This window comes from Streptomyces sp. NPDC026246 (assembly GCF_055567995.1).
The window spans coordinates 456,135-479,747 of the sequence record NZ_JBVHPJ010000003.1 but is presented as its reverse complement, the minus strand read 5'-3'; the positions used below and the strand labels follow the sequence as shown (position 1 = coordinate 479,747).

19 protein-coding genes are annotated in these 23,613 nt (G+C 70.6%); 10 read left to right on the top strand and 9 right to left on the bottom strand.

Features of this window, described 5'->3' with window-relative positions:
- Positions 1-192: 192 nt before the first annotated feature.
- The 3 genes from typA to ACZ4M5_RS10345 form a co-directional block, all read right to left on the bottom strand.
- On the bottom strand, positions 193-2,100 hold the full coding sequence (gene typA / locus ACZ4M5_RS10355; RefSeq protein WP_376334675.1) for a translational GTPase TypA: 1,908 nt from the start codon (positions 2,098-2,100) through the stop codon (positions 193-195).
- A gap of 144 nt (positions 2,101-2,244) precedes the next feature.
- Positions 2,245-2,871 (bottom strand): hypothetical protein, encoded by a 627-nt coding sequence (locus ACZ4M5_RS10350; protein WP_467735026.1) that lies wholly within the window; start codon positions 2,869-2,871, stop codon positions 2,245-2,247.
- Between the two features lie 116 nt (positions 2,872-2,987).
- Positions 2,988-5,156, bottom strand: coding sequence for an ABC transporter family substrate-binding protein (locus tag ACZ4M5_RS10345; RefSeq protein ID WP_467735024.1), 2,169 nt, complete (start codon positions 5,154-5,156; stop codon positions 2,988-2,990).
- Between the two features lie 289 nt (positions 5,157-5,445).
- Here ACZ4M5_RS10345 and ACZ4M5_RS10340 point away from each other — a divergent pair, with 289 nt between their 5' ends.
- From ACZ4M5_RS10340 to ACZ4M5_RS10325, 4 genes are read left to right on the top strand one after another with little or no spacing between them, the layout of a single operon-like run.
- On the top strand, positions 5,446-5,736 hold the full coding sequence (locus ACZ4M5_RS10340) for a hypothetical protein (RefSeq protein WP_467735022.1): 291 nt from the start codon (positions 5,446-5,448) through the stop codon (positions 5,734-5,736).
- Between the two features lie 55 nt (positions 5,737-5,791).
- Positions 5,792-6,628, top strand: coding sequence for a hypothetical protein (locus ACZ4M5_RS10335; protein WP_467735020.1), 837 nt, complete (start codon positions 5,792-5,794; stop codon positions 6,626-6,628).
- An 18-nt stretch (positions 6,629-6,646) separates the two neighbouring features.
- Positions 6,647-8,587, top strand: coding sequence for a fumarate reductase/succinate dehydrogenase flavoprotein subunit (locus tag ACZ4M5_RS10330; protein WP_467735018.1), 1,941 nt, complete (start codon positions 6,647-6,649; stop codon positions 8,585-8,587).
- On the top strand, positions 8,584-9,360 hold the full coding sequence (locus ACZ4M5_RS10325) for a succinate dehydrogenase/fumarate reductase iron-sulfur subunit (protein WP_467735016.1): 777 nt from the start codon (positions 8,584-8,586) through the stop codon (positions 9,358-9,360). The genes ACZ4M5_RS10330 and ACZ4M5_RS10325 overlap by 4 nt, the downstream gene beginning before the upstream one ends.
- A 42-nt stretch (positions 9,361-9,402) precedes the next feature.
- Here the strand turns inward: ACZ4M5_RS10325 and ACZ4M5_RS10320 are convergent, their stop codons facing one another.
- Positions 9,403-10,536: a glycoside hydrolase family 18 protein gene (locus tag ACZ4M5_RS10320; protein WP_467735014.1), complete on the bottom strand. Its 1,134-nt coding sequence runs from the start codon at positions 10,534-10,536 to the stop codon at positions 9,403-9,405.
- Between the two features lie 297 nt (positions 10,537-10,833).
- Between ACZ4M5_RS10320 and ACZ4M5_RS10315 the strand changes: the two genes are divergently transcribed.
- From ACZ4M5_RS10315 to ACZ4M5_RS10290, 6 genes are all read left to right on the top strand, one after another.
- Positions 10,834-13,794 carry a hypothetical protein gene (locus tag ACZ4M5_RS10315; protein ID WP_467735012.1) on the top strand — a complete coding sequence of 987 codons (2,961 nt, stop codon included), beginning with the start codon at positions 10,834-10,836 and terminating at the stop codon, positions 13,792-13,794.
- Between the two features lie 12 nt (positions 13,795-13,806).
- Positions 13,807-14,670, top strand: a complete 864-nt coding sequence (locus ACZ4M5_RS10310) for an immunity 49 family protein (RefSeq protein ID WP_467735010.1) — start codon at positions 13,807-13,809, stop codon at positions 14,668-14,670.
- A 178-nt stretch (positions 14,671-14,848) separates the two neighbouring features.
- Positions 14,849-15,673, top strand: a complete 825-nt coding sequence (locus ACZ4M5_RS10305; protein ID WP_467735008.1) for an immunity 49 family protein — start codon at positions 14,849-14,851, stop codon at positions 15,671-15,673.
- 55 nt (positions 15,674-15,728) lie between these two features.
- On the top strand, positions 15,729-16,589 hold the full coding sequence (locus tag ACZ4M5_RS10300; protein WP_467735006.1) for an immunity 49 family protein: 861 nt from the start codon (positions 15,729-15,731) through the stop codon (positions 16,587-16,589).
- Between the two features lie 60 nt (positions 16,590-16,649).
- Complete coding sequence (locus tag ACZ4M5_RS10295; RefSeq protein ID WP_467735004.1) at positions 16,650-17,516, top strand: immunity 49 family protein; 867 nt, start codon at positions 16,650-16,652, stop codon at positions 17,514-17,516.
- 108 nt (positions 17,517-17,624) lie between these two features.
- Entirely contained in the window at positions 17,625-18,416 is a 792-nt protein-coding gene (locus ACZ4M5_RS10290) for an immunity 49 family protein (protein ID WP_467735002.1), read from the top strand.
- 17 nt (positions 18,417-18,433) lie between these two features.
- Here ACZ4M5_RS10290 and ACZ4M5_RS10285 read toward each other — a convergent pair whose 3' ends face one another.
- The 5 genes from ACZ4M5_RS10285 to ACZ4M5_RS10265 form a co-directional block, all read right to left on the bottom strand.
- Complete coding sequence (locus ACZ4M5_RS10285; protein ID WP_467735000.1) at positions 18,434-18,850, bottom strand: hypothetical protein; 417 nt, start codon at positions 18,848-18,850, stop codon at positions 18,434-18,436.
- A gap of 57 nt (positions 18,851-18,907) precedes the next feature.
- Complete coding sequence (locus tag ACZ4M5_RS10280; protein ID WP_467734998.1) at positions 18,908-21,544, bottom strand: SpoIIE family protein phosphatase; 2,637 nt, start codon at positions 21,542-21,544, stop codon at positions 18,908-18,910.
- Between the two features lie 252 nt (positions 21,545-21,796).
- A complete protein-coding gene (locus tag ACZ4M5_RS10275) occupies positions 21,797-22,240 on the bottom strand; it encodes an ATP-binding protein (protein WP_467734995.1) in 444 nt (147 codons plus the stop codon).
- Between the two features lie 202 nt (positions 22,241-22,442).
- Entirely contained in the window at positions 22,443-22,871 is a 429-nt protein-coding gene (locus ACZ4M5_RS10270; protein ID WP_467734993.1) for a (deoxy)nucleoside triphosphate pyrophosphohydrolase, read from the bottom strand.
- Between the two features lie 236 nt (positions 22,872-23,107).
- Complete coding sequence (locus tag ACZ4M5_RS10265; RefSeq protein WP_467734991.1) at positions 23,108-23,299, bottom strand: SPOR domain-containing protein; 192 nt, start codon at positions 23,297-23,299, stop codon at positions 23,108-23,110.
- Between the last annotated feature and the right edge of the window lie 314 nt (positions 23,300-23,613).

Sequence of the window (23,613 nt, the reverse complement as noted above, 5' to 3'; positions counted from 1 at the left end):
TCGTCAGGCGCGCCACTTCCGCAGCAGGGTAGTGGCGGCGGGCCGCCCGCGGCGGCCGTGGCGGGCAGGTCAAGGGTTTTCCCTACCCTTTTCCTCCGCGTCGCTCCCCCTTTTCGAGCCCTTTCAACAGCACAGCACCGGGTGCCCCGCGACGTGCGGGGTGCCCGGTGCTGTGCGCTGCGTAGGAGGGCGTCAGCCGTGCTTGGCGCGGCTCGCGGCGCGGGCGCGCTCACGGGCGTCCAGGTTCACCTTGCGGATGCGCACGGCCTCCGGGGTGACCTCGACGCACTCGTCGTCCCGGCAGAACTCCAGGGACTGCTCCAGCGACAGCTTGCGGGGCGGGACGATCGACTCGGTCACGTCGGCGGTCGAGGACCGCATGTTCGTGAGCTTCTTCTCCTTGGTGATGTTGACGTCCATGTCGTCGGCACGGGAGTTCTCGCCGACGATCATGCCCTCGTACACCTCGGTGCCCGGCTCGACGAACAGCACGCCGCGCTCCTGCAGGTTGGTCATCGCGAAGGCGGTGACGGCGCCGGAGCGGTCGGCGACCAGGGAGCCGTTGTTACGGGTCTGGAGCGTGCCGAACCAGGGCTCGAAGCCCTCGTGGATGGAGTGCCCGATGCCCGTGCCGCGCGTCTGGGTCAGGAACTCGGTACGGAAGCCGATGAGACCGCGGGAGGGCACCACGAACTCCATGCGGACCCAGCCGGAGCCGTGGTTGGACATGTTGTCCATGCGGCCCTTGCGGACGCCCATGAGCTGCGTGACCGCGCCCATGTGCTCCTCGGGCACGTCGATCGTCATGCGCTCGACCGGCTCGTACGTCTTGCCGTCGACCTCCTTGGTGACGACCTGCGGCTTGCCGATGGTCAGCTCGAAGCCTTCCCGGCGCATCGTCTCGACCAGGATGGCCAGCGCCAGCTCACCGCGGCCCTGCACCTCCCAGGCGTCCGGCCGCTCGGTGTCCAGCACCCGGAGGCTGACGTTACCGATCAGCTCGCGGTCGAGGCGGTCCTTGACCTGGCGGGCGGTGACCTTGCGGTCCTTGACGGCCGCCTTGTTGTCGGCGCCCTTGCCGGTGGCGCCGCGGCCGACCAGCGGGGAGGTGTTGGTGCCGATGACCATGGAGATCGCGGGCTCGTCGACCGTGATCAGCGGGAGCGCGACCGGGTTCTCCGGGTCGGCCAGGGTCTCGCCGATCATGATGTCCGGGATACCGGCGACGGCGCAGATGTCACCGGGGCCGGCCTTCTCGGCGGGCTTGCGGGTGAGCGCCTCGGTCATCATCAGCTCGGAGATGCGCACGTTGCTGACGGACCCGTCGCGCTTCATCCACGCGACCGTCTGGCCCTTGCGCAGCTCGCCCTGCTCCACGCGCAGCAGCGCGATACGGCCGAGGAAGTTGTCGGCGTCCAGGTTGGTGACGTGGGCCTGGAGGGGGGCGTCCTCGTCGTAGGTCGGGGCCGGGATGTGCTCCAGGATGGTGGAGAAGAACGGCTCCAGGCTCGTGGAGTCGGACGGGACCGTGCCGTTGTCCGGCTTGGTCAGCGAGGCGATGCCGTCGCGGCCGCAGGCGTAGACGATCGGGAACTCGATCTGCTCCTCGTCGGCGTCCAGGTCGAGGAAGAGGTCGTAGGTCTCGTTGACGACCTCGTCGATCCGGGAGTCCGGGCGGTCCGTCTTGTTGATGCACAGGATGACGGGCAGGCGCTGCTGGAGCGCCTTGCGCAGCACGAAGCGGGTCTGGGGCAGCGGGCCCTCGGAGGCGTCCACGAGCAGGACGACGCCGTCGACCATCGACAGGCCGCGCTCGACCTCGCCGCCGAAGTCGGCGTGGCCGGGGGTGTCGATGATGTTGATGGTGATGGGCTCCCCGCCGTCCTTGGGGTGATACTTCACCGCCGTGTTCTTGGCGAGGATCGTGATGCCCTTCTCACGCTCCAGGTCGTTCGAGTCCATCATGCGGTCGTCGACCGAGTCGAGCTGGTGGGCGGCGAAGGCACCGGCCTGCTTCAGCATGCCGTCGACGATGGTGGTCTTGCCGTGGTCGACGTGGGCGACGATGGCGACGTTGCGGATGTCGTGGCGCGTGGCCATAAAGCGGCGATCTCCCGGAGTGTGAGGAAGGGGCCGTCGCGTACGTCTGTGTTACGCGGACCCTGCCGGGCTCAACATGCCACGGCCTCACCCCATGGTACGGGTCCGCGCCCTCGGAGGTGACCCGGGCCGTTTCGACGCAGGTCAGGCACCGTCGACGGCCTCGGATCCGGCGGGGCAGGAGCGCTCGGCGGCGATGCGGCCGGCCGCCCCTTCCGTGGGCTCCTCGAAGCAGGGCAGAAAGCCCCCGCCCACCCCTTCCCAGGTCCGTACATGCCCGTGGACGGGCTCGCCGTCCCCGCAGCCGTAGGCGAAGTCCGCGTCGACCAGGTCGATCGCGGCGTACGCGTAGTAGGCGCCCCTGCCGAGGCCCGCCTCGTACTCGAAGAAGTGGTCCCACGCCGGCCGCTCCGTCTCGGACGGCCCCGCCAGGGGTCTCACGGCCTTCAGATGTCCACCGAGGGCCTTGATCACCGCGGCCGCGTCCGTGCCCCGGGGCGTACCAGTCACCGACGGCCGGTAGATCGTGTCGCCGACGGCCTCCAGGCGGGCGGAGTAGGTGTCAGGTTCCTTCGTGAACCTGATCGGGTCGGACAGCGCGGTCAGCCGCTGCTCCCTGCGCAGACCGGACCAGGTGTACGTGCCGTCCGCGCAGGTACCGGCCGTGCGGTCCCGGTCGCCCGCCCGGCCCGGCGCGCATCCCGCCGCCCCCGTCACCAGCAGGCCGACGACCAGCGCCGTCAGGCAGGTGTGTCGTGCCGTGCCGCGCATGCGCGGGCTCCCGTCCCCCGTGCACGGACGCGCCCGGCGTCCGCACCATGATCACTGCTTGCCTCATGGTGGGGACGCCGGGCGCGCGACGGCAAGGCGTTTGAGCGTTCCCAGAGCTACGGCGCCGTCGAGCCCTTCGCCGAGGCGCCCGACGCGGGCTTCGCGCCCTTCTTCAGGAAGCCCATGTCCTCGTACACCGGCGTGCCGAGGCCGAAGGCGCCCGTGTTGACCAGGTTCTTGCGGGCCGCGACGAGCTGCGGGCGCTGGAAGAGGGGGATGGAGCCGGCCGCCGCCCAGATGCGGGAGTCGGCCTTGCGGATCAGGGAGCGGGACTCGCCCTCGTCCAGGGTGGCGGCGGCCTGGTCGAAGAGCTGGTCGACCTGGTCGGTGCCGACCCGGGTGTAGTTCTGCTCGACGTTCAGCGAGCCGTCGGCGGCCGGCACGGGCTTGGCGTAGACGGGCCGGGCGTCGGTGGCCGGGTAGGCGCTGGCGGGCCAGGACCACAGGGCGAGGTCGTACTGGCCGGAGGCGATGTGGTCCTTGAAGTAGGACTCGTCGGAGACCTTGGAGATCTCCGTGCCGATGCCGACGCGCTCCAGCATGCCGGAGATGCGCTCGGCGACCGTGCGCAGCGTCTGGGAGCCGGGCCCGGAGGGGAGCACGAAGCGCAGGGTGAGCGCCTTGCCGTTCTTGGCGAGCCGGGCGGCCTCCTGGTTGGCCGGAGCGGCACTGCCCTTCGGGGCGTACGCGCCGGGCGCGCCGCCCTGGTGGGCCTGCTGGTGGCCGGCGGGGTCGAGCCCGCGCGGGGCCTTGTCGTCCTGCCCGACGATGTAGGTGCCGTCGTCGTCGGACGTGTCCTTGGAGTCGGACTTCTCGCCCTCGGCGCCCGCCGCCTTCTCCTTGTCCTTCTCCTTCTTCTTCTCCTGCTCGACCGGGCCGCCGCGCACCCATCCGGCGTCGGCGAGCAGGGCCTGGGCCTCCTTGGTGTCCTGGCCGCCGAGGGCGCCGCTGCTGTCCGCGTAGGCGGCCTGCCCGGACAGGGCCAGGTGGCTGCCGACCGGGACGGCGGGCAGGCCGAGCGGCTTGAGGACGGTCTCGGCCAGTTCCCTGCGGTCCAGCGCGCGGGCGACGGCCCGGCGGACGCGCTCGTCGGCGAGGGGCCCCTCGGCGCCGTTCAGGGCGAGCTGGGTGAAGGCAGGCTCCAGGGACTTGCGCACCTCGAAGCCGCTCAGGGCCTGCTGCTGCCGGGCGTACTTGGCGGCGGCCTTGCGCAGCTTCGCGCGGGCGACGGTCTCCTCGTCGGCGGCGTCCTCGTCGGAGCCGTTGGCGACGGCCCAGGACTCCAGGGCGTCCGCGGCGGAGCGGTCGGCGCCCGGGCCCATCATCGGGCTGCTGGAGCCGTGCGGGCGGGCGGCGACGGTGATGCGGCGGGCCGCGGTGGGGTCGATCTCGGCCAGGTCGAGGTCTCCGGCGGCCAGCTCGGCGGCCCGCTTGTCGCGGGGCACGGAGCGCAGCACGATCCCGGACAGCTTGGCGGGCTCGCCCCACCAGCGCGGGTTGCGGGCGAGGGTGATCTCGTCGTCCTCGCGGTCGACCTTCTTCACGGTGAAGGGACCCGCGCTGACCTTGAGTTTCTTGCGGGCGCCGTCGTTGAAGGAGTCGGGGGTGCCCATGACGTCCTTCGGGTACAGCGGGGAGAACAGCGAGCGCCAGTCGGCGTAGGGACGGCTGAAGGTGACCCGGACCTCCAGGGCGCTGTCGCCGCGCTCGACCTTCTGGATGCGGTCGTAGCCGGCGTTGCGGGCGGTCCAGTACGCCGTGTCCTTGCCGGACAGCGCGCGCCACTGGGCGGCGAAGTCGGCGGCGCCGATCTCCCGGCCGTCGCTCCAGACGGCCTGCTGGTTGAGCTTGTACAGCACCACCTGCTTGGGCTCGGTGTCGACGACCTCTGCGGACTCCAGGTAGTCCGCGTTGCGCTCGGGGCGGCCGGAGGCGTTCATGCGGAACATCGACGGCAGGACGGCCTGTGCGACACGGCCGGTGGTGCCGTCGGCGTCGGACTGGAAGGTGTTCAGGGTGTCGGGCACCGAGTCCACGGCCCAGCGCAGGGTGCCGCCGTCGGCGATCCGGTCGCGGGCGGCGGGCCGGACGTCCTGGCCTGCGAGCGGCTTGCCGGACGGGTCATCGGAACCGCATCCGGCGAGCGCGGGCACCGCGAGGACGCCCGCGGTCAGGAAGGCGGCCGAGCGCGCGAGGGCGCGTGGGCCGACGCCGTGCTGGGACATCTGTGCTACCTCCGGGGAGCCGCGGGCGTTACGATCACATTTGGCGGTATTTGGAGCTTGTCTGATGTATGCCGCCACTGAAGAGGAAAGGGTTCGGCAACACAGGGCGACACGGCGGTCACGGGCGGCACATCACCCGTCCGGCGCAACACACCCGCCGACTGCACCCGCACGCCCCGGCCAATCGATGCACATCCCTTCACAGCGCAAGGTGTGACGCGCAACACTCGCAGGCGCATGAACGTTGCCGCCTTGGGCCGCGAAGGACCCGTGGAAGTGAGGGCAAGTCATGTCCGTTCACGACGAACTGACGTCAGTCCAGCGCACTCTCGACGAACTGTTCCGCTCGCTGGGACGCCTGGAGAAGCAGCTCGGCACCGGCGGCCTGGAGATGCGCCGCGTCCGCGCCGACGCGGGCCACCTGCGCGAGAGCGTGGCCCTGCTGCGTGAGGCCGCCGCCTCACCGGCCGCGCCCGTCCGCCCGGAGCTGGTCACCATCTCGGACGTCCCCTACGACCCCTCCCTGTGGATCGACTCCGACGACGAGGGGCTCGGCGCCCGGGACCGGCGCGCCCCCTGACCGGGAGGGCGTCGAGCGACCGGCACCTCCCCCGACACCCGACCGGAGTCGCCCCGTGGCCACTGGTACGGAACCTCCCGCCACCGATCCCCGTCCGAGAAGCGGCGGCGTGCGGGCGGGTACACGCGCCGCGATCGCCGCCCCGCACCTGCGCACCGACCGCTGGTGGCTGGCCCCGGCCGGCACGGTCGCCGGGCTGCTCGCCTTCATCGTGTACTCGACCTGGCGGGCCTTCGCCGACGCCGACTACTACGCGGCGCCCTACGTCTCGCCCTTCTACTCCCCCTGCCTGGCCGAGCGGTGCGAGCCGATGCGGTCCGGCCCCAACTGGGAGATCTTCGGGAGCTGGTGGGGGATCTCCCCCGCGATCATCATCCTGATCTTCCCGCTCGGCTTCCGGCTGACCTGCTACTACTACCGCAAGGCCTACTACCGGGGCTTCTGGGCCTCCCCGCCGGCCTGCGCGGTGGCCGAGCCGCACAAGAAGTACACCGGTGAGACCCGCTTCCCGCTGATCCTGCAGAACGTCCACCGCTACTTCTTCTACGCCGCGCTCCTGGTCGCCGGCATCCTCACCTACGACACCGTGCTCGCCTTCCGCGACGAGACCTACGCCTGGGGCCACATGGGCCTGGGCACGCTGGTGTTCCTGGTCAACATCGCGCTGATCTGGGCGTACACGATCTCCTGCCACTCATGCCGGCACATCGTCGGCGGCAAGCTGAAGCACTTCTCCCGGCATCCCGTGCGCTACCGGATGTGGCAGTGGGCCGGGAAGCTCAACGCCCGGCACATGCAGCTCGCCTGGGCGTCGCTGGTGAGCGTGGCGCTCGCCGATCTGTACGTCTACCTGGTCGCGTCCGGCGTCTTCGACGATCCGCGCTTCTTCTAGAGGGATGGGGACCGACTGATGTCCGTGGTCGACCGGCAGGAATGGGACGTCGTCGTGGTGGGCGCCGGCGGTGCCGGGCTGCGCGCCGCGATCGAGGCCCGCGAGCGGGGCGCCCGTACGGCCGTGATCTGCAAGTCGCTGTTCGGCAAGGCGCACACGGTGATGGCCGAGGGCGGCATCGCCGCGGCCATGGGCAACGTCAACAGCGGCGACAACTGGCAGGTCCACTTCCGCGACACCCTGCGCGGCGGGAAGTTCCTCAACCAGTGGCGCATGGCCGAACTGCACGCGCAGGAGGCGCCGCAGCGGGTCTGGGAGCTGGAGACCTGGGGCGCGCTGTTCGACCGTACGAAGGACGGGCGGATCTCCCAGCGCAACTTCGGCGGGCACGAGTACCCGCGCCTCGCGCACGTCGGCGACCGCACCGGCCTGGAGCTGATCCGCACCCTCCAGCAGAAGATCGTCGCGCTCCAGCAGGAGGACTTCGAGGCCACCGGTGACTACGAGTCCCGGCTGAAGGTCTTCCAGGAGTGCACGGTCACGCGCGTGCTGAAGGAAGGGGGCCGGGTCTCCGGCGTCTTCGGCTACGCGCGCGAGTCGGGCCGCTTCTTCGTGCTGGAGGCGCCCGCCGTGGTGATCGCGACCGGGGGCATCGGCAAGTCCTTCAAGGTGACGTCCAACTCGTGGGAGTACACCGGCGACGGGCACGCGCTGGCGCTCCTCGCGGGAGCTCCCCTGCTCAACATGGAGTTCGTGCAGTTCCACCCGACGGGCATGGTCTGGCCGCCGTCGGTGAAGGGCATCCTCGTCACCGAGTCGGTGCGCGGCGACGGCGGGGTGCTGCGCAACTCCGACGGCAAGCGGTTCATGTTCGACTACGTCCCCGACGTCTTCAAGGACAAGTACGCCGAGACCGAGGAGGAGGCCGACCGCTGGTACGACGACCCGGACCACAACCGGCGTCCGCCCGAGCTGCTCCCCCGTGACGAGGTCGCCCGGGCGATCAACTCCGAGGTGAAGGAGGGCCGCGGCTCACCGCACGGGGGCGTGTTCCTCGACGTGTCGACGCGGATGCCGGCCGAGGTCGTCAAGCGGCGGCTGCCGTCGATGTACCACCAGTTCAAGGAGCTGGCGGACGTCGACATCACCGCGGAGGCGATGGAGGTCGGCCCCACCTGCCACTACGTGATGGGCGGGGTCGCGGTCGAGTCCGACACGGCCGCGGCGCGCGGGGTGCCGGGTCTGTTCGCGGCCGGTGAGGTGGCCGGCGGCATGCACGGCTCCAACCGGCTCGGCGGGAACTCCCTGTCCGACCTGCTGGTGTTCGGCCGCCGGGCCGGCTGGCACGCGGCCGCGTACACGGCGGGGCTCGCGGGGGCGCGGCCGGTGGTGGACGACTCCCTGATCGAGGCCGCCGCGGCCGAGGCCCTGCGGCCCTTCTCGGCCGAGGCGGAGACCGAGGAACCCTCGGGCGGCCCGCCGGAGAACCCCTACACCCTGCACCAGGAACTGCAGCAGACCATGAACGACATGGTCGGCATCATCCGCCGTGAGCCGGAGATGAAGCAGGCCCTGGAGAAGCTGGCGGAGCTGCGGGTGCGGGCTCGCCGGGCCGGGGTCGAGGGGCACCGGCAGTTCAACCCGGGCTGGCACCTCGCCCTCGACCTCAGGAACATGCTGCTGGTCAGCGAGTGCGTGGCGCGGGCCGCGCTGGAGCGCACCGAGTCGCGCGGCGGCCACACCCGTGAGGACCACCCGGGCATGGACCGCAAGTGGCGGCGGATCAACCTGCTGTGCACGCTCACCGACCCGACGGGCGGACTGGCGGCGACGGACCCGGTCCGGGGCCAGATCACCCTCGCCCGGGAGACCACCGAACCCGTCCGTGCCGACCTGCTCGCCCTGTTCGACAAGGAGGAGCTGGTCAAGTACCTCGCCGAAGAGGAGCTGTACGAATGAGCGGCTACACGGCCCACTTCAAGGTGTGGCGCGGGGACACGGCAGGCGGCGGCCTCAAGGACTTCGAGGTCGAGGTCAACGACGGTGAGGTGGTGCTGGACATCGTCCACCGCCTCCAGGCCACCCAGGCGCCCGATCTCGCGGTGCGCTGGAACTGCAAGGCGGGCAAGTGCGGTTCGTGCTCGGCGGAGATCAACGGCCGTCCGCGGCTGATGTGCATGACGCGCATGTCGGTCTTCGACCGGGCGGAGACGATCACGGTCACGCCGCTGCGGGCCTTCCCGGTGATCCGCGACCTGGTCACGGACGTCGGCTTCAACTACCGCAAGGCCAGGGAGGTCCCGGCCTTCGTGCCGCCGGCCGGGGTCGCCCCCGGCGAGTACCGCATGATGCAGGAGGACGTGGACCGGCCGCAGGAGTTCCGCAAGTGCATCGAGTGCTTCCTGTGCCAGGACACCTGCCATGTCGTCCGTGACCACGAGGAGAACAAGCAGGTCTTCGCCGGTCCCCGCTTCCTGATGCGGGTCGCGGAGCTGGACATGCACCCGCTGGACGCGGCGGCGCAGACGGGCCTGGACCGCAAGGCCACCGCCCAGGACGAACACGGGCTGGGCTACTGCAACATCACCAAGTGCTGCACGGAGGTCTGCCCCGAGGGCATCAAGATCACGGACAACGCGCTCATCCCCCTGAAGGAACGCGCGATCGACCGCAAGTACGACCCGCTGGTCTGGCTGGGCTCGAAGATCAGACGCCGCTCCTCGGCGGGCTGAGCACCCGGTGACCGTGCCCGCCGCCGCCGGGCCACGGGCCGGTCACCCGAGCCACCCCTCCTCGTAGGCACGCCAGTCCGCCTCGGTCGCGGCGAAGTCGATGTACAGGGCGACGCCGAAGCGGGCGCGGTCGGCGTCCGTGCGCGACAGGCCGAGGCGGACGCCGCGCACGGCGGCGGGGACGGTCTCGGCGTGGTTCCAGTGGCCGAAGCGGTTCTCGTGGAAGAACGGCAGGCCCATCAGCAGGTCCGTGGAGGACGGCGTGACCTCCAGCGCGAGGGACGTCTGCTGGGCCACGTAACCGCTGTAGGTGCTCTCCAGCGGCTGCATCGTGTCGTACGACATCATGGCGATCTGGTCGACGCGCCGGGCGACCTGGCCGAAGAACCGCTGCGACCACCACTTGGGGTGGCCGGTGACGCCGCCCCACACGGTGTGGAAGCCGGGCAGCGGATCGATCTGGTGCGCGGCGACGGAGAGCCGGGCGCCCTGCGCACGGGTCTGTCTGCGCAGGGCGTCGAGGAGGGCGAGGTAGTCGCGGTCTCCGGAGTGCAGCGGTTCGAGGTCGAGGTGGACGCCCTCGTAGCCGGCGTCCAGGACCTGCCGGGCGGACGCGACGACCGCCGCCCGCGTCCGGGGCTTGCCCAGCCGCATGCCGTCCGGACTCTCCGTCGCGAGGACGTCGCCCAGGAAGGCCTGGACGCGCACGCCGGGCAGCTCCCGGTGCACGGCGTCGATGAACCAACGCGCCTTCGGATACACGGACTTCGGCAGCGTCCCGTCGTGCTCCAGCGGCCCGGTGTGCACGTACAGGTCCCGGACGCCGGTGTCGCGGAGGCGGCCGGCCAGGGCCCGGACGTCGGCGTCCTTCTTGCGCCCGTCGACCCAGGCGTGGCCGAGCCAGAGGGCGTCGCGGTCGCGGGTGCGGGTGCCCGGCGCGAGGTCACCGGTGTGGTTGACGTAGAGGGCCGTCTCGGCGGCGAGCACGGGCAGGAGCAGGGCGAGCACGAGCGCGAGGGCGATGCGCCGCGCTCGGCGGACCAGGCGTGCGCGGCGGGAGCGCGCAGGCACCTGCGGGTCGGACTGCGCGCCCTGTGCGCCCCCGGAGGGGGCGCCCTCCCTCCCCTCCGGCACCTCGTTGCCGGACACCGGCTCGGTACGCCCCGTCGTCTCCATCCGACTCCCCCTCAGATACGGCCCGCCCCGGCGCACCACGCCTCGATCGAACCCGGATCAGGGTCGTCGCTGCCCGGATTGCTGTGACGGGTGTTGCCGGGGAGGACGACGAGGGTGGACGGCGCGGTTGCGGCCGGCGGCGGGCGGGACGCCTTCTCACCGGAGTGCTCCGCCCCTGTAGGGATTCCGTAACGAGCCCGGAAACAGCCCCCTCCCATTTGTAAGATGATCCAACTTGCCAGAGCCTGGGATGACTTGCCGAGCCGAGGGTGACGGACACACGGGGGTGGGGAAGCAGTGATCCAGCCGGAGAAGATCCCGCAGTTCACGGGTGATCTGGAGCAGCTGGAGTCCGACTACGCGGCCCTGAAGAAGGACGCGGGTGCTGTCCGGGGTGCCGGTGGGGACATCCACTCCCGGTTCCAGGGCTTGTCGGCGTACTACACCGCGCCGGAGGCGGAGCAGTTGTTCGCGACGACGAAGCCGGTGAAGGACCGGGCGGATGCGTTCGCGGACGACTTGGAGAAGGTGTCGGGGGCGTTGTCGTCGTATGCCACCGAGGTGCGTCCGCTGGTGGCGAAGCTGAAGCAGTTGAAGGCGGACGCGGCGGCGTTCGTGTCGTCGGTGAAGGACGACGACGAGTGGGAGTACGACGAGGACAAGGTCGGTGAGCACAACAAGCTGCGGGACGACATCACCGCGACGGTGGCGGCGTTCTGGGCGGCGGAGCGCACCTGCCACAACAAGATCACCGCACTGTTCCCCGGCGGGGCGCAGATGGTGGCCGGGGACGGCTCCGACAAGGCGAACCAGTACGGCTTCAACGCCGAGGACTTGAAGAACGCGAAGCTTCCCTGGGGTGACCCGGTGGAGGAGAAGCACCATTGGTACGAGGTCGGCCACTGGGTGAAGTCCTTCGTGTGGGACGGGCTGATCGTGGACGGCATCTGGGGCACGATCAAGGGCCTGGGCACGCTGGTCGGCTTCGGCGGCTGGGAGGCAATGGGCCAGGCCTGGAAGGGGCTGGCGCAGCTGGCGACGGGGCTGGCCCTGTCGGCGATCCCGGGTGTGGCGACGGCGTTCTGGGCGCTGCCCGACGACAAGTTGCCGTCCTGGATCCGTGATTCGCGCACCGCGATGAAGGAGACGGGCAAGGCGCTGGTGGCGTGGGACGAGTGGGGCAAGAACCCCGCCCGCGCCGCGGGTGCGGTGACGTTCAATGTGGTGACGACGGTGTTCACGGGTGGTGCGGGGGCTGCGGCGTCGGGTGCGGGCAAGGCCGGTGCGGTGGCGAAGGCGTTGTCGGTGGCGGGCAAGGCGGGCCGGGTCATCGACCCGATGACCTACATCGCCAAGGGCGCCGGGGCGGGCCTGTCGAAGATCGGCGACATCACCAAGGGCCTGCGCGGAGTCGGTGCCATCGACATCCCCACGCTGCCGGAGAACGCGCTCACCCTGCCCAAGGGTTCGTCGGTGCTGCCGGACGGCACAGTGCACCTGCCGGAGGGTGCGGCGGTCCCGGCAGGGCTGCACGAGCTGCCGGGCGGCGGGTTCAAGGTGCCCGACGACGTGCCGGTGGTGCACGAGGGCGCGTTGCCGGTGAAGGCCGAGGGCGGGGATCCGGCCCTGTACGCCGACGGCAACGGCAACATCGTGGACGGGCAGGGCAAGGTCCTGCTGGACGTCGAGAAGCCCGGTACGCAGGACGTCGTGGACCGCCCCGCGGGCCCGGACAGCACGGGGCCGGCGGGCGCGGACGTGCCGCGGGTGGACTCCCCGGCGAAGGTCCCGGCGATGGCGGGCACGGCCCCGCACACGGTGGACGCGGGCACCCACCTGAACCTGGGCAACAGCCTCGACACCAACCTGGGCGACGTCGGCCGGGCCACGGACAACCCGGCCACCACCCCGGCCGTCCACGCCGGAGGGGACCTCCCCGGAGGCTTGGCGGGCGACCACCTTCCGGGTGGCGCGGCGGGCCACACGCCGGGGGGCCGGGTGGGCGACCACCTGCCCACGAACGAGCTGGACAACGGGCGCCACAGCAGCCCCGACGGCACTTCGGGGACGGGTGCGGGCCGTCCGGAGACGCCTTCCACCGCCGGCCACACGGACGGCCCGGGCACGAACGGCACGCACGGCGACGGCCCCGCAACGGGCGGCGGCGGCCGCCACGAGCCGCCGACGCCGGGCGGCGGCCTGCCGGGGGGCGTCGACGACCTCGGCCGGGGCGCGGACGACCTGGGCGCGGGTGCGGACGACGCGGCCCGGGGCGCGGACGACGTGACGGGCGGGGCGGACGACGCGGCCAGGAACGGCGACGGCGGGCCCGCCACCGACCATCCGGCGAGCTCGGAACGCCCCAGTTTCATGGGAGACGGCGACAACCCGTACGGACCGAGGGGATCGCTGACGCCCGAGCAGGTCAAGGAAATACAGGTCTATCGCGCCAACCATGAACCCGGGTACTTCGAGGAGCATTACTACCGCGACGGTCGCCGCCTCAACTCGCAGATTCCCGATGAGAGCGGATACGTACCGATCCAGCTGCACGTGGATGACGTCACCAAGGTCAAGACCGCCGCGTCAGACGCTCCCCCGCCCATTCCCGAGAAGTACGTGGACGGCGCAGGAGTGAACCGAGGGCGCCACGAGGTTCTGAATCCTGACACGCTTCGGACATTGGACGAGGCTGCCGCCCGCAGGCGCAGCGCCATCGATTACTCCCAGAGCAGCGAGCGCCACAGGGACCTGCCTGACGGCGCGCTCGACGCGGAGACGGCGCTCGACAGGGCGAACGAATACAAAGCCGCAATGAACGAACGCACGAAGGCGGCCGAGGCCTTCGGTGAAGCCGTTGCGGAACACCAGGTGATCGCCGAGCTCTATCCGAACTCGACCAGGCAGCCACTGTACGGGCCGGCCAACGGCAACAATCAGTTCGATCAGCTGTGGCTCCGTGAAGACGGTGGGTTCGTCGTCGTCGAAGCGAAGTCGACAGTCGACACCCGCCTGGGAAAGCGGGACGTTCCCACACCCGACGGCAAGCGCGCAGCCATGCAAGGCACGAGGGAATACTTCATGGACATCCTCGCCCATATGCGAAGCAGGGGGCGAGAGTTCCCGAGCGAGCGGGTGCTGGCGAGGGAACTCAAGACGGCGCTCGCACAAGGCAAGGTGGACTACATACTCGTGAAGGGGAAGGTCGATGGAGGCCGGTACGCTGGCTACGAGAAGCAGCAGTTCGACATCGGCTGACGGGAGAATACTGTGACCACACGGGTGGAGCGGCACGGCGGCCCGGGGCCCGATGACGAGGGGTACGCGGAGGACCTGGGCGAGGGGCTCGCCGAGACAATCGCGCTTCTCGAGCAGTCGCCGCGCATGCTCGACAGCGCGTTGAGCGAAGCCATGACCTACCTGAACGCATGCCTCGCGGTCGATCCGGACGCCGCGACTCTGCGCACGTGGGAAGCCACGGTGACAGCCATGCAAGTGACGTGCGCAGCATTCGCCACGGCCGGCCGAACCGAAGGAAGCATCGAGGTCCGGTTCCCGGACCGGATGCTGACCATCCCGGCGACGGGTCCGCAGTACTACGCCAACGCGGGAAACTGGCTAGCCGCATTCTGGCTGGCAATCGTCTGCCGCGAACAGTCGCAGATGACCAGGCTCTGCGAAGTCCCGGTGGATCTGCTGCGTGCTTCAGGCGGCGAATACGACGAGTTCGTCTTTCACTGGATCGACGCCTTGCAGACCTACTGGCTGGAGCGCCCCGGTCTGGGCGAGAAGCTCGTATCGGCTATCGAGGGTTCGTCGCCGGAAGTCGCACGTATCGCCGACCAAGACGTACTGGACAAAATCCTCTACCAACCGATCGGTCTTTTCCACCAATTCCTGCGCAAGGACCACCAAGGCTTCAATCAGGCTCTTCGGGAAGCCCTGGTTCTCCACAGGGATTTCTGGACCGCGACCGAGGATCGGGAACGCTCCGTCGACGGCTACCTCGCGCTCGGCCCCCTGGCCATCGCCTGTCTCGCCCATGACGCCGGCTTCCCCATCGACGTGGAGTCCCCCTACATGCCCGGCCAGTTGCTCAACCGTGCGTGGCTCGGCGAGTTCCCGACGTCGTAGCCTCACAGCCCTCACCGACGCCGACATGCCCGTCGAGGTGGAGTCCGAGTACATCCCTCGGGCGCTTCTGACGCGGTCCTGGGTGGGCGAGTACGACAGCTGACAGCGGCGGGCACCGCCCGAGGACGACACGTTTCGCAAGGAGAACGCGCTGGCTGCCATCATTTCCCGCCCTCCGTTGCCCACGGGGAACGCGGACGAGGGTCTCGCCGTCCTGCAGGAGAACGCGCAGGAACTGCTCGACGGACTGGAAGAGGATTCGACCGGTCTCGGCGATGCCCTGAGTACGACTGTCACCCTGGCCCAGGCGCACTGCCTCATGGATCCGCGGGCGGCGATCTTTCCGACGTGGGACGCCTGGGTGACCGCGATGCAGGTCGGCTCCGCCGTCTTCGCCACCGCGACGGCGACCGAAGGGAACGTGCAGTGCCGCATCGCGCACAAGAACCGCACTCTGTGGGCGACAGGCCCGCAGTGGTACGTCCACCCCGGAGCATGGCTCACGGCCTTCTACCTGGCGGTGGCGTGCCGGGAGAAGGACAGGATCACGGCGCTGTGCCGCGTTCCGTTGTCCTTGTTGCGTGAGAACGGTGAACAGTTCGAGGAGCATGAGTACGCCTGGATCGACGCCCTCCAGACCTACTGGCTAGGAAGCCAGGATCTCGTCGCCAAGCTGGTCTCGGCCGTTGACGGCACCGAACCCGAGGCCGTCTTCGACCGGGAAGCCGTGAGCAAACTCGTCTATCCGCCCATGGAGATGTTCCACCGCTTCATCCGCAAGGACCACGAGGGCTTCAATCGCGCGCTGGCTCATGCACTCGAACTGCACAAGCAGTATTGGAGTGAGGAGGACCGTGCCGTCAGTATCGCGGGACTCGTCGCCTTGGCTCCGCTCGCCATGGTCTGCCTCGCACACGACGCGGGAATCCCGATCGAGGTCGAGTCCGATTACCTCCCGGCCGTGCTGATCAAGCGCAACTGGTGCGGTGAGTTCCCCACGTGACGTACTCCGGGCGGCGTCGTCTCGACGTGACCGACAGGCACACGGAGGCGGCGCCGTGACCACCACCGTCGCCCGGCACTGGGAACCCGGACCTCGGTCCGCAGGCTGGGCCGAGTCCCTTGGGGAGGATGTCGCGGCGGACGCGGAAAAGCTGGAGCAGCGGCCCGGCAAGCTCGACTTTGTCTTCGACACCGCCCTGTTGCACCTGCAGGCCCGGTGCACGGTGGATCCCCGCGCCGCTCAGCTCGAGACATGGGAGGCGACTGTCTCCGCCCTGCAGATCGGGTCGGCACTGTTCGCCGCCACTGGGCAGGCCGACGGTGTCGTCGAGTGTCGCATCAACCACCAGGTCCGGCGGATCCCGGCCATCGGCCCCCGCTCTTACGCCGACGCCGGAAACTGGCTGACCACCTTCTGGCTCGCCGTCATCTGCCGGGACCAGCAGCGCCTCACCCAGCTGTGCGAAATCCCGGTCGAGCGCCTGCGATCGCCCGAAGGCCAATTCGACGAGTACATCTACCACTGGGTTGCGGCGCTCCAGGCATACTGGCTGCAGACGCCCGGCCTGGTGGACGAGCTGACGGCCGCGTTCCAGCAGTCGCATCCCGATGCAGCAAGGTTCGTCCCTCGCGATCTGCTGCAGCATGTCCTGTATCCGCCGATCAACCTGTTCCACCGCTTTTTGCGCAAGGACCACGAGGGCTTCAACCAGGCACTCGTGGAGGCACTTGAGCTTCACAAGGCCTACTGGACCGCGGATGAGGACCGGGCCAAGGACCCTGAGGGTCGGATCGCTGTCGGAGCGCTCGCCGTAACCTGTCTCGCCTTCGATGGGGGAATCCCGATCCAGGTGGAGTCCGACTACCTGCCCAAGCATCTGCTCGAGCGGGGTTGGCTGGGCGAGTTCCCGACCTAGTGGCAAGGGTGTCTACGGTGGTGCTTCCGCCGATGTCATTGACGCAGCCGAAGGAAGCACGTGGTCACCCGCATTCCCCGCCATGAGTTCCACACGGACGACGCGGGCGAGCTCATCGCGCCCGTCACCAAGAGCACCAAGGACGTGCTCGACCACATCGAGACGTCGGAGGACGACCGGTACGACGCCCTGCAGGCCGCGCTCACCCTGGCGAAGTGGCGCTGTCTGACGGACCCGACAGCGGGTGAGTTCCCGGCCTGGGAGGCGTGGGTCACCGCCATGCAGGTCGGCTGCGGGCTCTTCGCCGCCGGCATGGCCACCGAGGGCACGGTGTCGTGCCGGGTGGGCAGCAACGGTGAGGTGAAGCATCTGCCCGCCACCGGCCCGCAGGACTACCTGCACGCGGGCAACTGGCTGACCTCGTTCTACCTGGCGGTGATCTGCCGCGACAACGACCGGGTCGACCAGCTGGCGCAGGTGCCCGTCTCCTTCCTGCAAGAGTCCGGGGCGGAGTTCGACGAGTACGTCTATGCCTGGGTGGAAACCCTCCGGCACTTCTGGTTCGGCCGCCAGGAGACCTGGGACACGCTCGTCACCGCCGTCGACGGCACGAAGCCGGAGGCAGCCACGATCGCCGGCCCAGAGCTCATGCTGAAGATTCTCTACCCGCCGCTGGAACTGTTCCAGCGCTATCTGCGCCGCGAACCCCAGCAGTTCAACGCCGCACTCGTCGACGCCCTCACCTGGCACAAGGAATACTGGACCGCCAACGAGGCACGGTCGCTCAGCAGCGAAGGGCTCGTCGCCCTCGCCCCGCTCGCCATCGCCTGCATGGCCTACGACGCCGACCTGCCCGTCGAGGTGGAGTCCGAGTACATCCCTCGGGCGCTTCTGACGCGGTCCTGGGTGGGCGAGTACGACACCTGACAGCGGCGGGCACCGCCCGGGGACGACACGTTTCGCAAGGAGAATGCGCTGGCTGCCATCATTTCCCGCCCTCCGTTGCCCACGGGGAACGCGGAAGAGGGTCTCGCTGTGCTCCAGGAGAACGTGCGGCAGCTGATCGACGGGCTGGAGGAAAGCTCCACCAGGCTGGGCGACGCCCAGCGCGTCGCGCTCACCCTGGCCCAGTCCCGCTGTCTGGTCGATCCCCGGGCTGCCGAGTTCCCGACGTGGGACGCCTGGGTCACGGCGATGCAGGCCGGTTCAGCCGTCTTCGCGGCGGCGACCGCGACGGACGACCAGGTGCTGTGCCGCATCGCTCACAAGGACCGCACCCTGCAGGCCACCGGTCCGCAGTGGTACGTGAATCCCGGCAGTTGGCTCACTGCCTTCTACCTGGCCGTGATCTGCCGTGAAAGGGACCGGATCACCGCTCTGTGCCAGGTCCCGTTGTCCCTTCTGCGGGAGAACGGCGGGCAGTTCGAGGAGTACCACTACCTCTGGATCGACACCCTCCAGACCTACTGGCTCGGAGGCCCGGACCTGGGACCGAAGCTGGTCGCCGCGGTCGACGGCACGGAACCGGAGGCCGTCGCGGACCCCGAGACGGTGAGCAAGCTGCTGTATCCGCCGATGGAGGTCTTCCACCGCTTCATCCGGAGGGACCCCGAGACCTTCAACCAGGCACTGGCCCGGGCGCTGGAACTGCACAAGCAGTACTGGAGCGAGGAGGACCGCGCCTTCCAGGCCTCAGGGCTCGTCGCCCTCGCCCCGCTCGCCATCGCCTGCATGGCCTACGACGCCGACATGCCCGTCGAAGTGGAGTCCGAGTACCTCCCGGCCGTGCTGATCAAGCGCAACTGGTGTGGTGAGTTCCCCACCTGACGTACTGCGGAGGCCGCCTAGTGAGGGGCGGTGGTGGTCGCTTGGCTCAGGTCCATCGTCACCAGGCTTCCGGAACGGGACACGAGCAGCTCCGGGATGTCGTTCTCGTACCACCGCAGTTGGCCGATGACGCCCTCGGTCCGCGCGTGGTGCGCGAGCATCTCCGCCAGGGACATCAGGTCGGGAAGCAGTTCCGCGTGGATCTCCTGGCGAGCCGTCAGGCACCAGTGGTGCTCGGCGCGCAGGAGTTCGCCGGTGAGGAGCCCCCCGATGCGCCAGGCCGGGCCTCGGTCCGCCAGCAGGGGGACGAACTCCGCCTCGTCCTCCTGGCCGGTGCCGTCACACCCGAGGTGCAGGCGCAGGAGAGCCAGCACGGGCTCGGGCACCGTGGGCGACAGGTCGAGGGCCAGGTCGACGGCGTAGAGGTCACTCATGTGCGGCGAGTCTACGAGCAGCCCGGGCAGCGGGCACCGCCGGCCGGGCGCTCGCGCTCAGAACAGGCTCAGCAGTGCCTCCGCCGGGTCCGGGAGGCCCGGGCCGCCGTCGGGGAGGGGGAGTTCGAACCAGACGGTCTTGCCGCGCGGGGTGCGGCGGGAGCCCCAGGCCGCGCTGAGGAGGCCGACCAGTTGCAGGCCGCGGCCGCCCTCGTCGGTGTCGCGGGCGCGGCGGCGGCGCGGCTGGACCAGGCCGGCGTCCCACACCTCGCAGACCAGCGTGCGGTCGAGCAGGAGCCGCAGGCGGATGTCTCCCTCGCCGTAGCGCAGGGCGTTGGTGACCAGTTCGCTGACGAGCAGTTCCGTGGTGTCGACGAGCGGCTCCAGGTCCCAGCCGGTCAGCTGGGCGCGGGCGTACTCGCGGGCCCGGCCCACACTGCGCGGCTCGCGCGGCAGGGTCCAGTCCCCGACGGACTCGGTGGGCAGGCCCTGGACGCGTGCCATCAGCAGGGCGATGTCGTCCTCGCCGTGATGGGTGTCGAGCGTGTGGAGGACGTGGTCGCAGACGTCCTCCAGCGGCTGGGTGGGATCGGCCAGGGCGCTGACGAAGGCCTGAAGACCCTCGTCGAGGGGGTGGTCGCGGCTCTCGACCAGTCCGTCGGTGTAGAGCGCGAGCAGGGCCCCCTCGGGCAGTTCGACCTCGACCTCCTCGAAGGGCTCGCCGCCGACTCCGAGCGGCATGCCCGGCGGCACGTCCAGCATCAGCGCCGGCTCGCCCGGTTCGACCAGGACCGGCGGCAGGTGGCCGGCGTTGGCGAACGTGCAGCGCCGGGTGACGGAGTCGTAGACGGCGTAGACGCAGGTGGCCAGGTAGACCTCCGACAGGTCGGCCTCACGGGGGCGGCGGGCCGCCCGGGTGGCCTGCTGGACGCCCCCGGGGGCGCCGAGGCCCCGGGCGATCTCGTCCAGCTGGGAGAGCACCTCGGCCGGTTCGAGGTCGAGCTGGGCCAGCGTCCGTACGGCGGTGCGCAGTTCGCCCATGGCGACGGCGGCGCGCAGTCCGCGTCCCATGACGTCGCCGACGACCAGGGCGGTGCGGTGCCCGGGCAGTTCGATGACGTCGAACCAGTCGCCGCCGACCTCGCTGGGCCGGCCGGTGTTGGCGTTGCCGGGCAGGTAGCGGCAGGCGATGTCCAGGCCGGAGGCCTCGGGGTCGCCGGGCGGGAGCAGGGACCGCTGCAGTATCAGGGCGCGTTCGTGCTCGCGGCGGTAGAGGCGGGCGTTGTCGATGCAGACCGCCGCGCGGGCGGCGAGTTCCACGGCGAGATCGCGGTCGCGTTCGCCGAACGGCTCGCTGCCCTTGGTGCGGGCGAACTGGACCAGCCCGACGACCGTGTCGTGGGCGACCATCGGCACGGCCAGCGTGGACTGCACCAGGCCGCCGTCCTCCCCGGCGACGGTCTGCGGGCGGGCCGTGCGCAGGGCGTCCGCGCAGGGCGAGTTGAACGGGTAGTGGTGGACGGCGCCGACCGAGACGGGCGCGCCGGTGCCGGCGAAGGGCGCGTCGGAGACGGCACTGGCGAAGGCGACGCGACGCAGTTCCCCGCTGCCGTCGGCGAGACCGGGCGGGGTCTCGTCGCCGACCAGGAGGCCCTGGTAGAGGTCGACGGTGGCCAGGTCGCAGAAGCCGGGGACGACGACGTCGAGGAGCTGCCGGGCGGTGGTCTCCAGGTCGAGGGAGTTGCCGATGCGGGCGCCGGCCTCGTTCAGCAGGGCGAGGTTGCGGCGGGCGGCGGCGGCCTCGCGGGCGGCGGCGCGGCGGGCGGTGATGTCGGTGCCGAGCCAGGCGACGCCGATGGGCCGGCCCGAACCGCTGTGCACGCGGTAGAGGTTGACGGACCAGTGGCGGCGTTCGTCGGAGTCCGGCACGAACCCCGTGACGTGCATGTCGGTGATGGAGTTGCCGGTCTCCAGGACGCGGCGCAGCGTGGCGGAGACCCGTTCGGCCTCGGCGCGCTGGAGGTAGTCGTGGACGCCCTTGCCGCGGTGGTCGTCGGGCGAGCCGCCGAAGATGGACGCGAACCGCTGGTTGGCGCGGCGGACCCGCAGGTCCGGGTCGATGAGCAGGAAGCCGAACGGCGATTGACCGAAAATGGCCTGCGAGGCGGCGAGGTCGGTCTCGATGCTGCGCAGGGTGCGCACGTCGACGACGATGCACACGGCGGCCTTCTCGCCGTCCTCGGTGCGCGTCGGCATGACGTACACCTCGGCGAGTCCCTCGTGGCCGCACTCCCCCTCGGCGCCCTTGGGCAGCCGGAAGGGCACCACGCCGGTCCACTCCCGGCCGTCGAGGATCTCGGCCATCTTGCGCATGCCCCGCTCGTGGTGACGCGGGTCGATGAACGCCTCGATGGGGTCCATGCCGACGGCGCGGCCGGCGGGGATGCCGAAGAGGTGCTCGGCGCGCAGGCTCCACTGGTCGACCAGCCCGTCGGGGCCGATGGAGAAGGACGCCACCTTGATGTAGTCGTAGATGGAGCCGGGGGGACTGGCCTGCCAGATCGCGTCCCCCGCGCGGGCGCCGTCGGCCGCGAAGGCAGCCGTGGCCGCGGGGTCCGGGCCGTGTGCGGCCCCGGCCCTCGCGCCCTCCGACGGGTCCTCGGACTCCGTGGCCTTCGCTGGTATCTCGCTCACGCGAACCGTCCCCTCCAGCTCACCGCGCCCGGCACCGGTCACCGGGGGCGGCTGCCCGCAGTATCCAGCACTACGGTGCCGCACAACACGGTGTTCACGATCACAGCACGGTCCCGATGGTTTTCGGTCCGGACCGTGACAACACTTCCAGTCTTCTAACCAGGGGACACGTCGTCGAATCACGTTCCGCGGCACCGGTCACCGGCCCGAACCGGCCGCTCTACAGGGATGACGGGTACGTACACCGTTTTTTCACTCCGGCACCGGGAGTTCGAACCACACGGTCTTGCCCAGTCCGCCGGGCCGGGTGCCCCAGCGGCGGGAGGAGGAGGCCACCAGCTGCAGTCCGCGGCCGCTCTCGTCCTCGGGGCGTGCGGCGCGTGCGCGGGGCGGGTCGGGGAGCGGGTCGGAGACCTCGACCCGCAGGACGCCGCCCGGCCCGGAGGGGCGGACGAGGCGGACGCCGATGGGGCCGGTGGCGTGCCGCAGGGCGTTGGTGACCAACTCACTGACCAGCAGCGCCGCGAGGTCGGCGAGGTTGTCGAGGCCCCAGTTGCGGAGTTTGCCGCGGACGGCCTGGCGGGCGGTGCGCACGGCACCGGGCTCGGCGGGGAAGGTCCACTCGGCGCAGTCACCCTCGGGGTTCGTCACGCCGATCACTTCCCAGACTGACGGCCGACCCATGTCCGGTTTCATGGGGTTAATGGGCACATACCCGATATCCAGGGCGGAGTATCGCGCGGGATGGCGCACTGTGGCACGAAAGGCGTACGGAGTGTTCCTGCAGCGGACGTGGTGCACCGTACGCCCCCGTCCGGCCTCGGGCGCCGGGTCCTTGCGCGGGCGTCCCGCGCCGGGTGCCTACGTGGGCATCACGCGCCGGGCGCTTGCGTGGGCGTCACGCGCCGGGCGTCCCGGTGCGGCCCGGGCTCCCGAGAAGGGCGAGGGTCTGCCGTACGGCCGGGACGTCCTGGTCGAGCCAGCGCACCTCCCAGACGTCCGAGGGGCCGACCCAGCGCAGCTCGTCGTGGTCCTGGAGGGGCTCGGGCGGGGCGGACCCGGGGCGCAGGCGAGCGGTGAACACCTGCAGGACGTAAGGAGGCTTCAGGGGCCACTCCCCCGGGACGCGCGCACCGGCCTCCGCCTCGACGCCGAGTTCCTCGCGCAGCTCGCGTTCGAGCGCCGCCTCGGGCGTCTCCCCTGGTTCGACCTTGCCCCCGGGCAACTCCCAGCGCCCGGCCAGTTCGACGGGCGCGCTGCGCCGGGCGGCGAGCAGCTGCCCGTCCTCGATCAGCGCGGCACCCACGACGACGATCCGCTCACTCATGCCGGGAGCCTACGGGAGGCCGCCAGCGCCGGGCTCACTCCCGGGCCGCCCGGCGGAAACACGGGGCGGTGCCCCTCGGCCGCGCCTGCCAGCCCGCCCGTCGGCCGTGTCCGCGGCCCCGACGGCGTTCGGGCCCGTCAGCCGGCTCCCGTCCGGTCGCGCCCCGTCGGCCGGATCCCGTCAGTCGGATCCCGTCGGTCGTGGCGCGTCGGTCGTGGCGCGTCAGTCGTGGCGCGTCAGTCGTGTGCGGCCGGTCCGCCCTGTCCGAGGCGCTCGACCCAGTAGAGCTGCTTGTGGGCGCGGCCGTCGAGGCTGTCCGCGATCTTCTGGGCCTCGGCCCGGGTCGCGTACCGGCCCACGCGGTACCGGTTGCCGTTGTCGTCCTCGCGTATCACGAGCCAGGGCAGAGCGACCGTGCTGTCGTTCATCGCGCCCCTCCTCTTCCCACCCGCGGCCTGAGCCGTGCCCCACCCGCCAAGGAAACCGCACTGCGCATATGCCCGAGCCTACGCCTTACCTTCACGGAGCGAACACGGCTTTACACAAAGAGGTACGCAACCAGCCAGAACCCCGGGGGCGCACGCCGGTGAACGCGCCGTCCGCGCACCCCCGCACTGCGGGGCCGGGGCACACCGCGCACGTCGTCCCCGAGCAGCGGGAACGACGTGATGGCGGTGCAGGCGGAACGGGCCGGTCACCGGCGGGCGGTGCGCCGGCCGTGTGAGCGGGGCGCGCGGGAAGT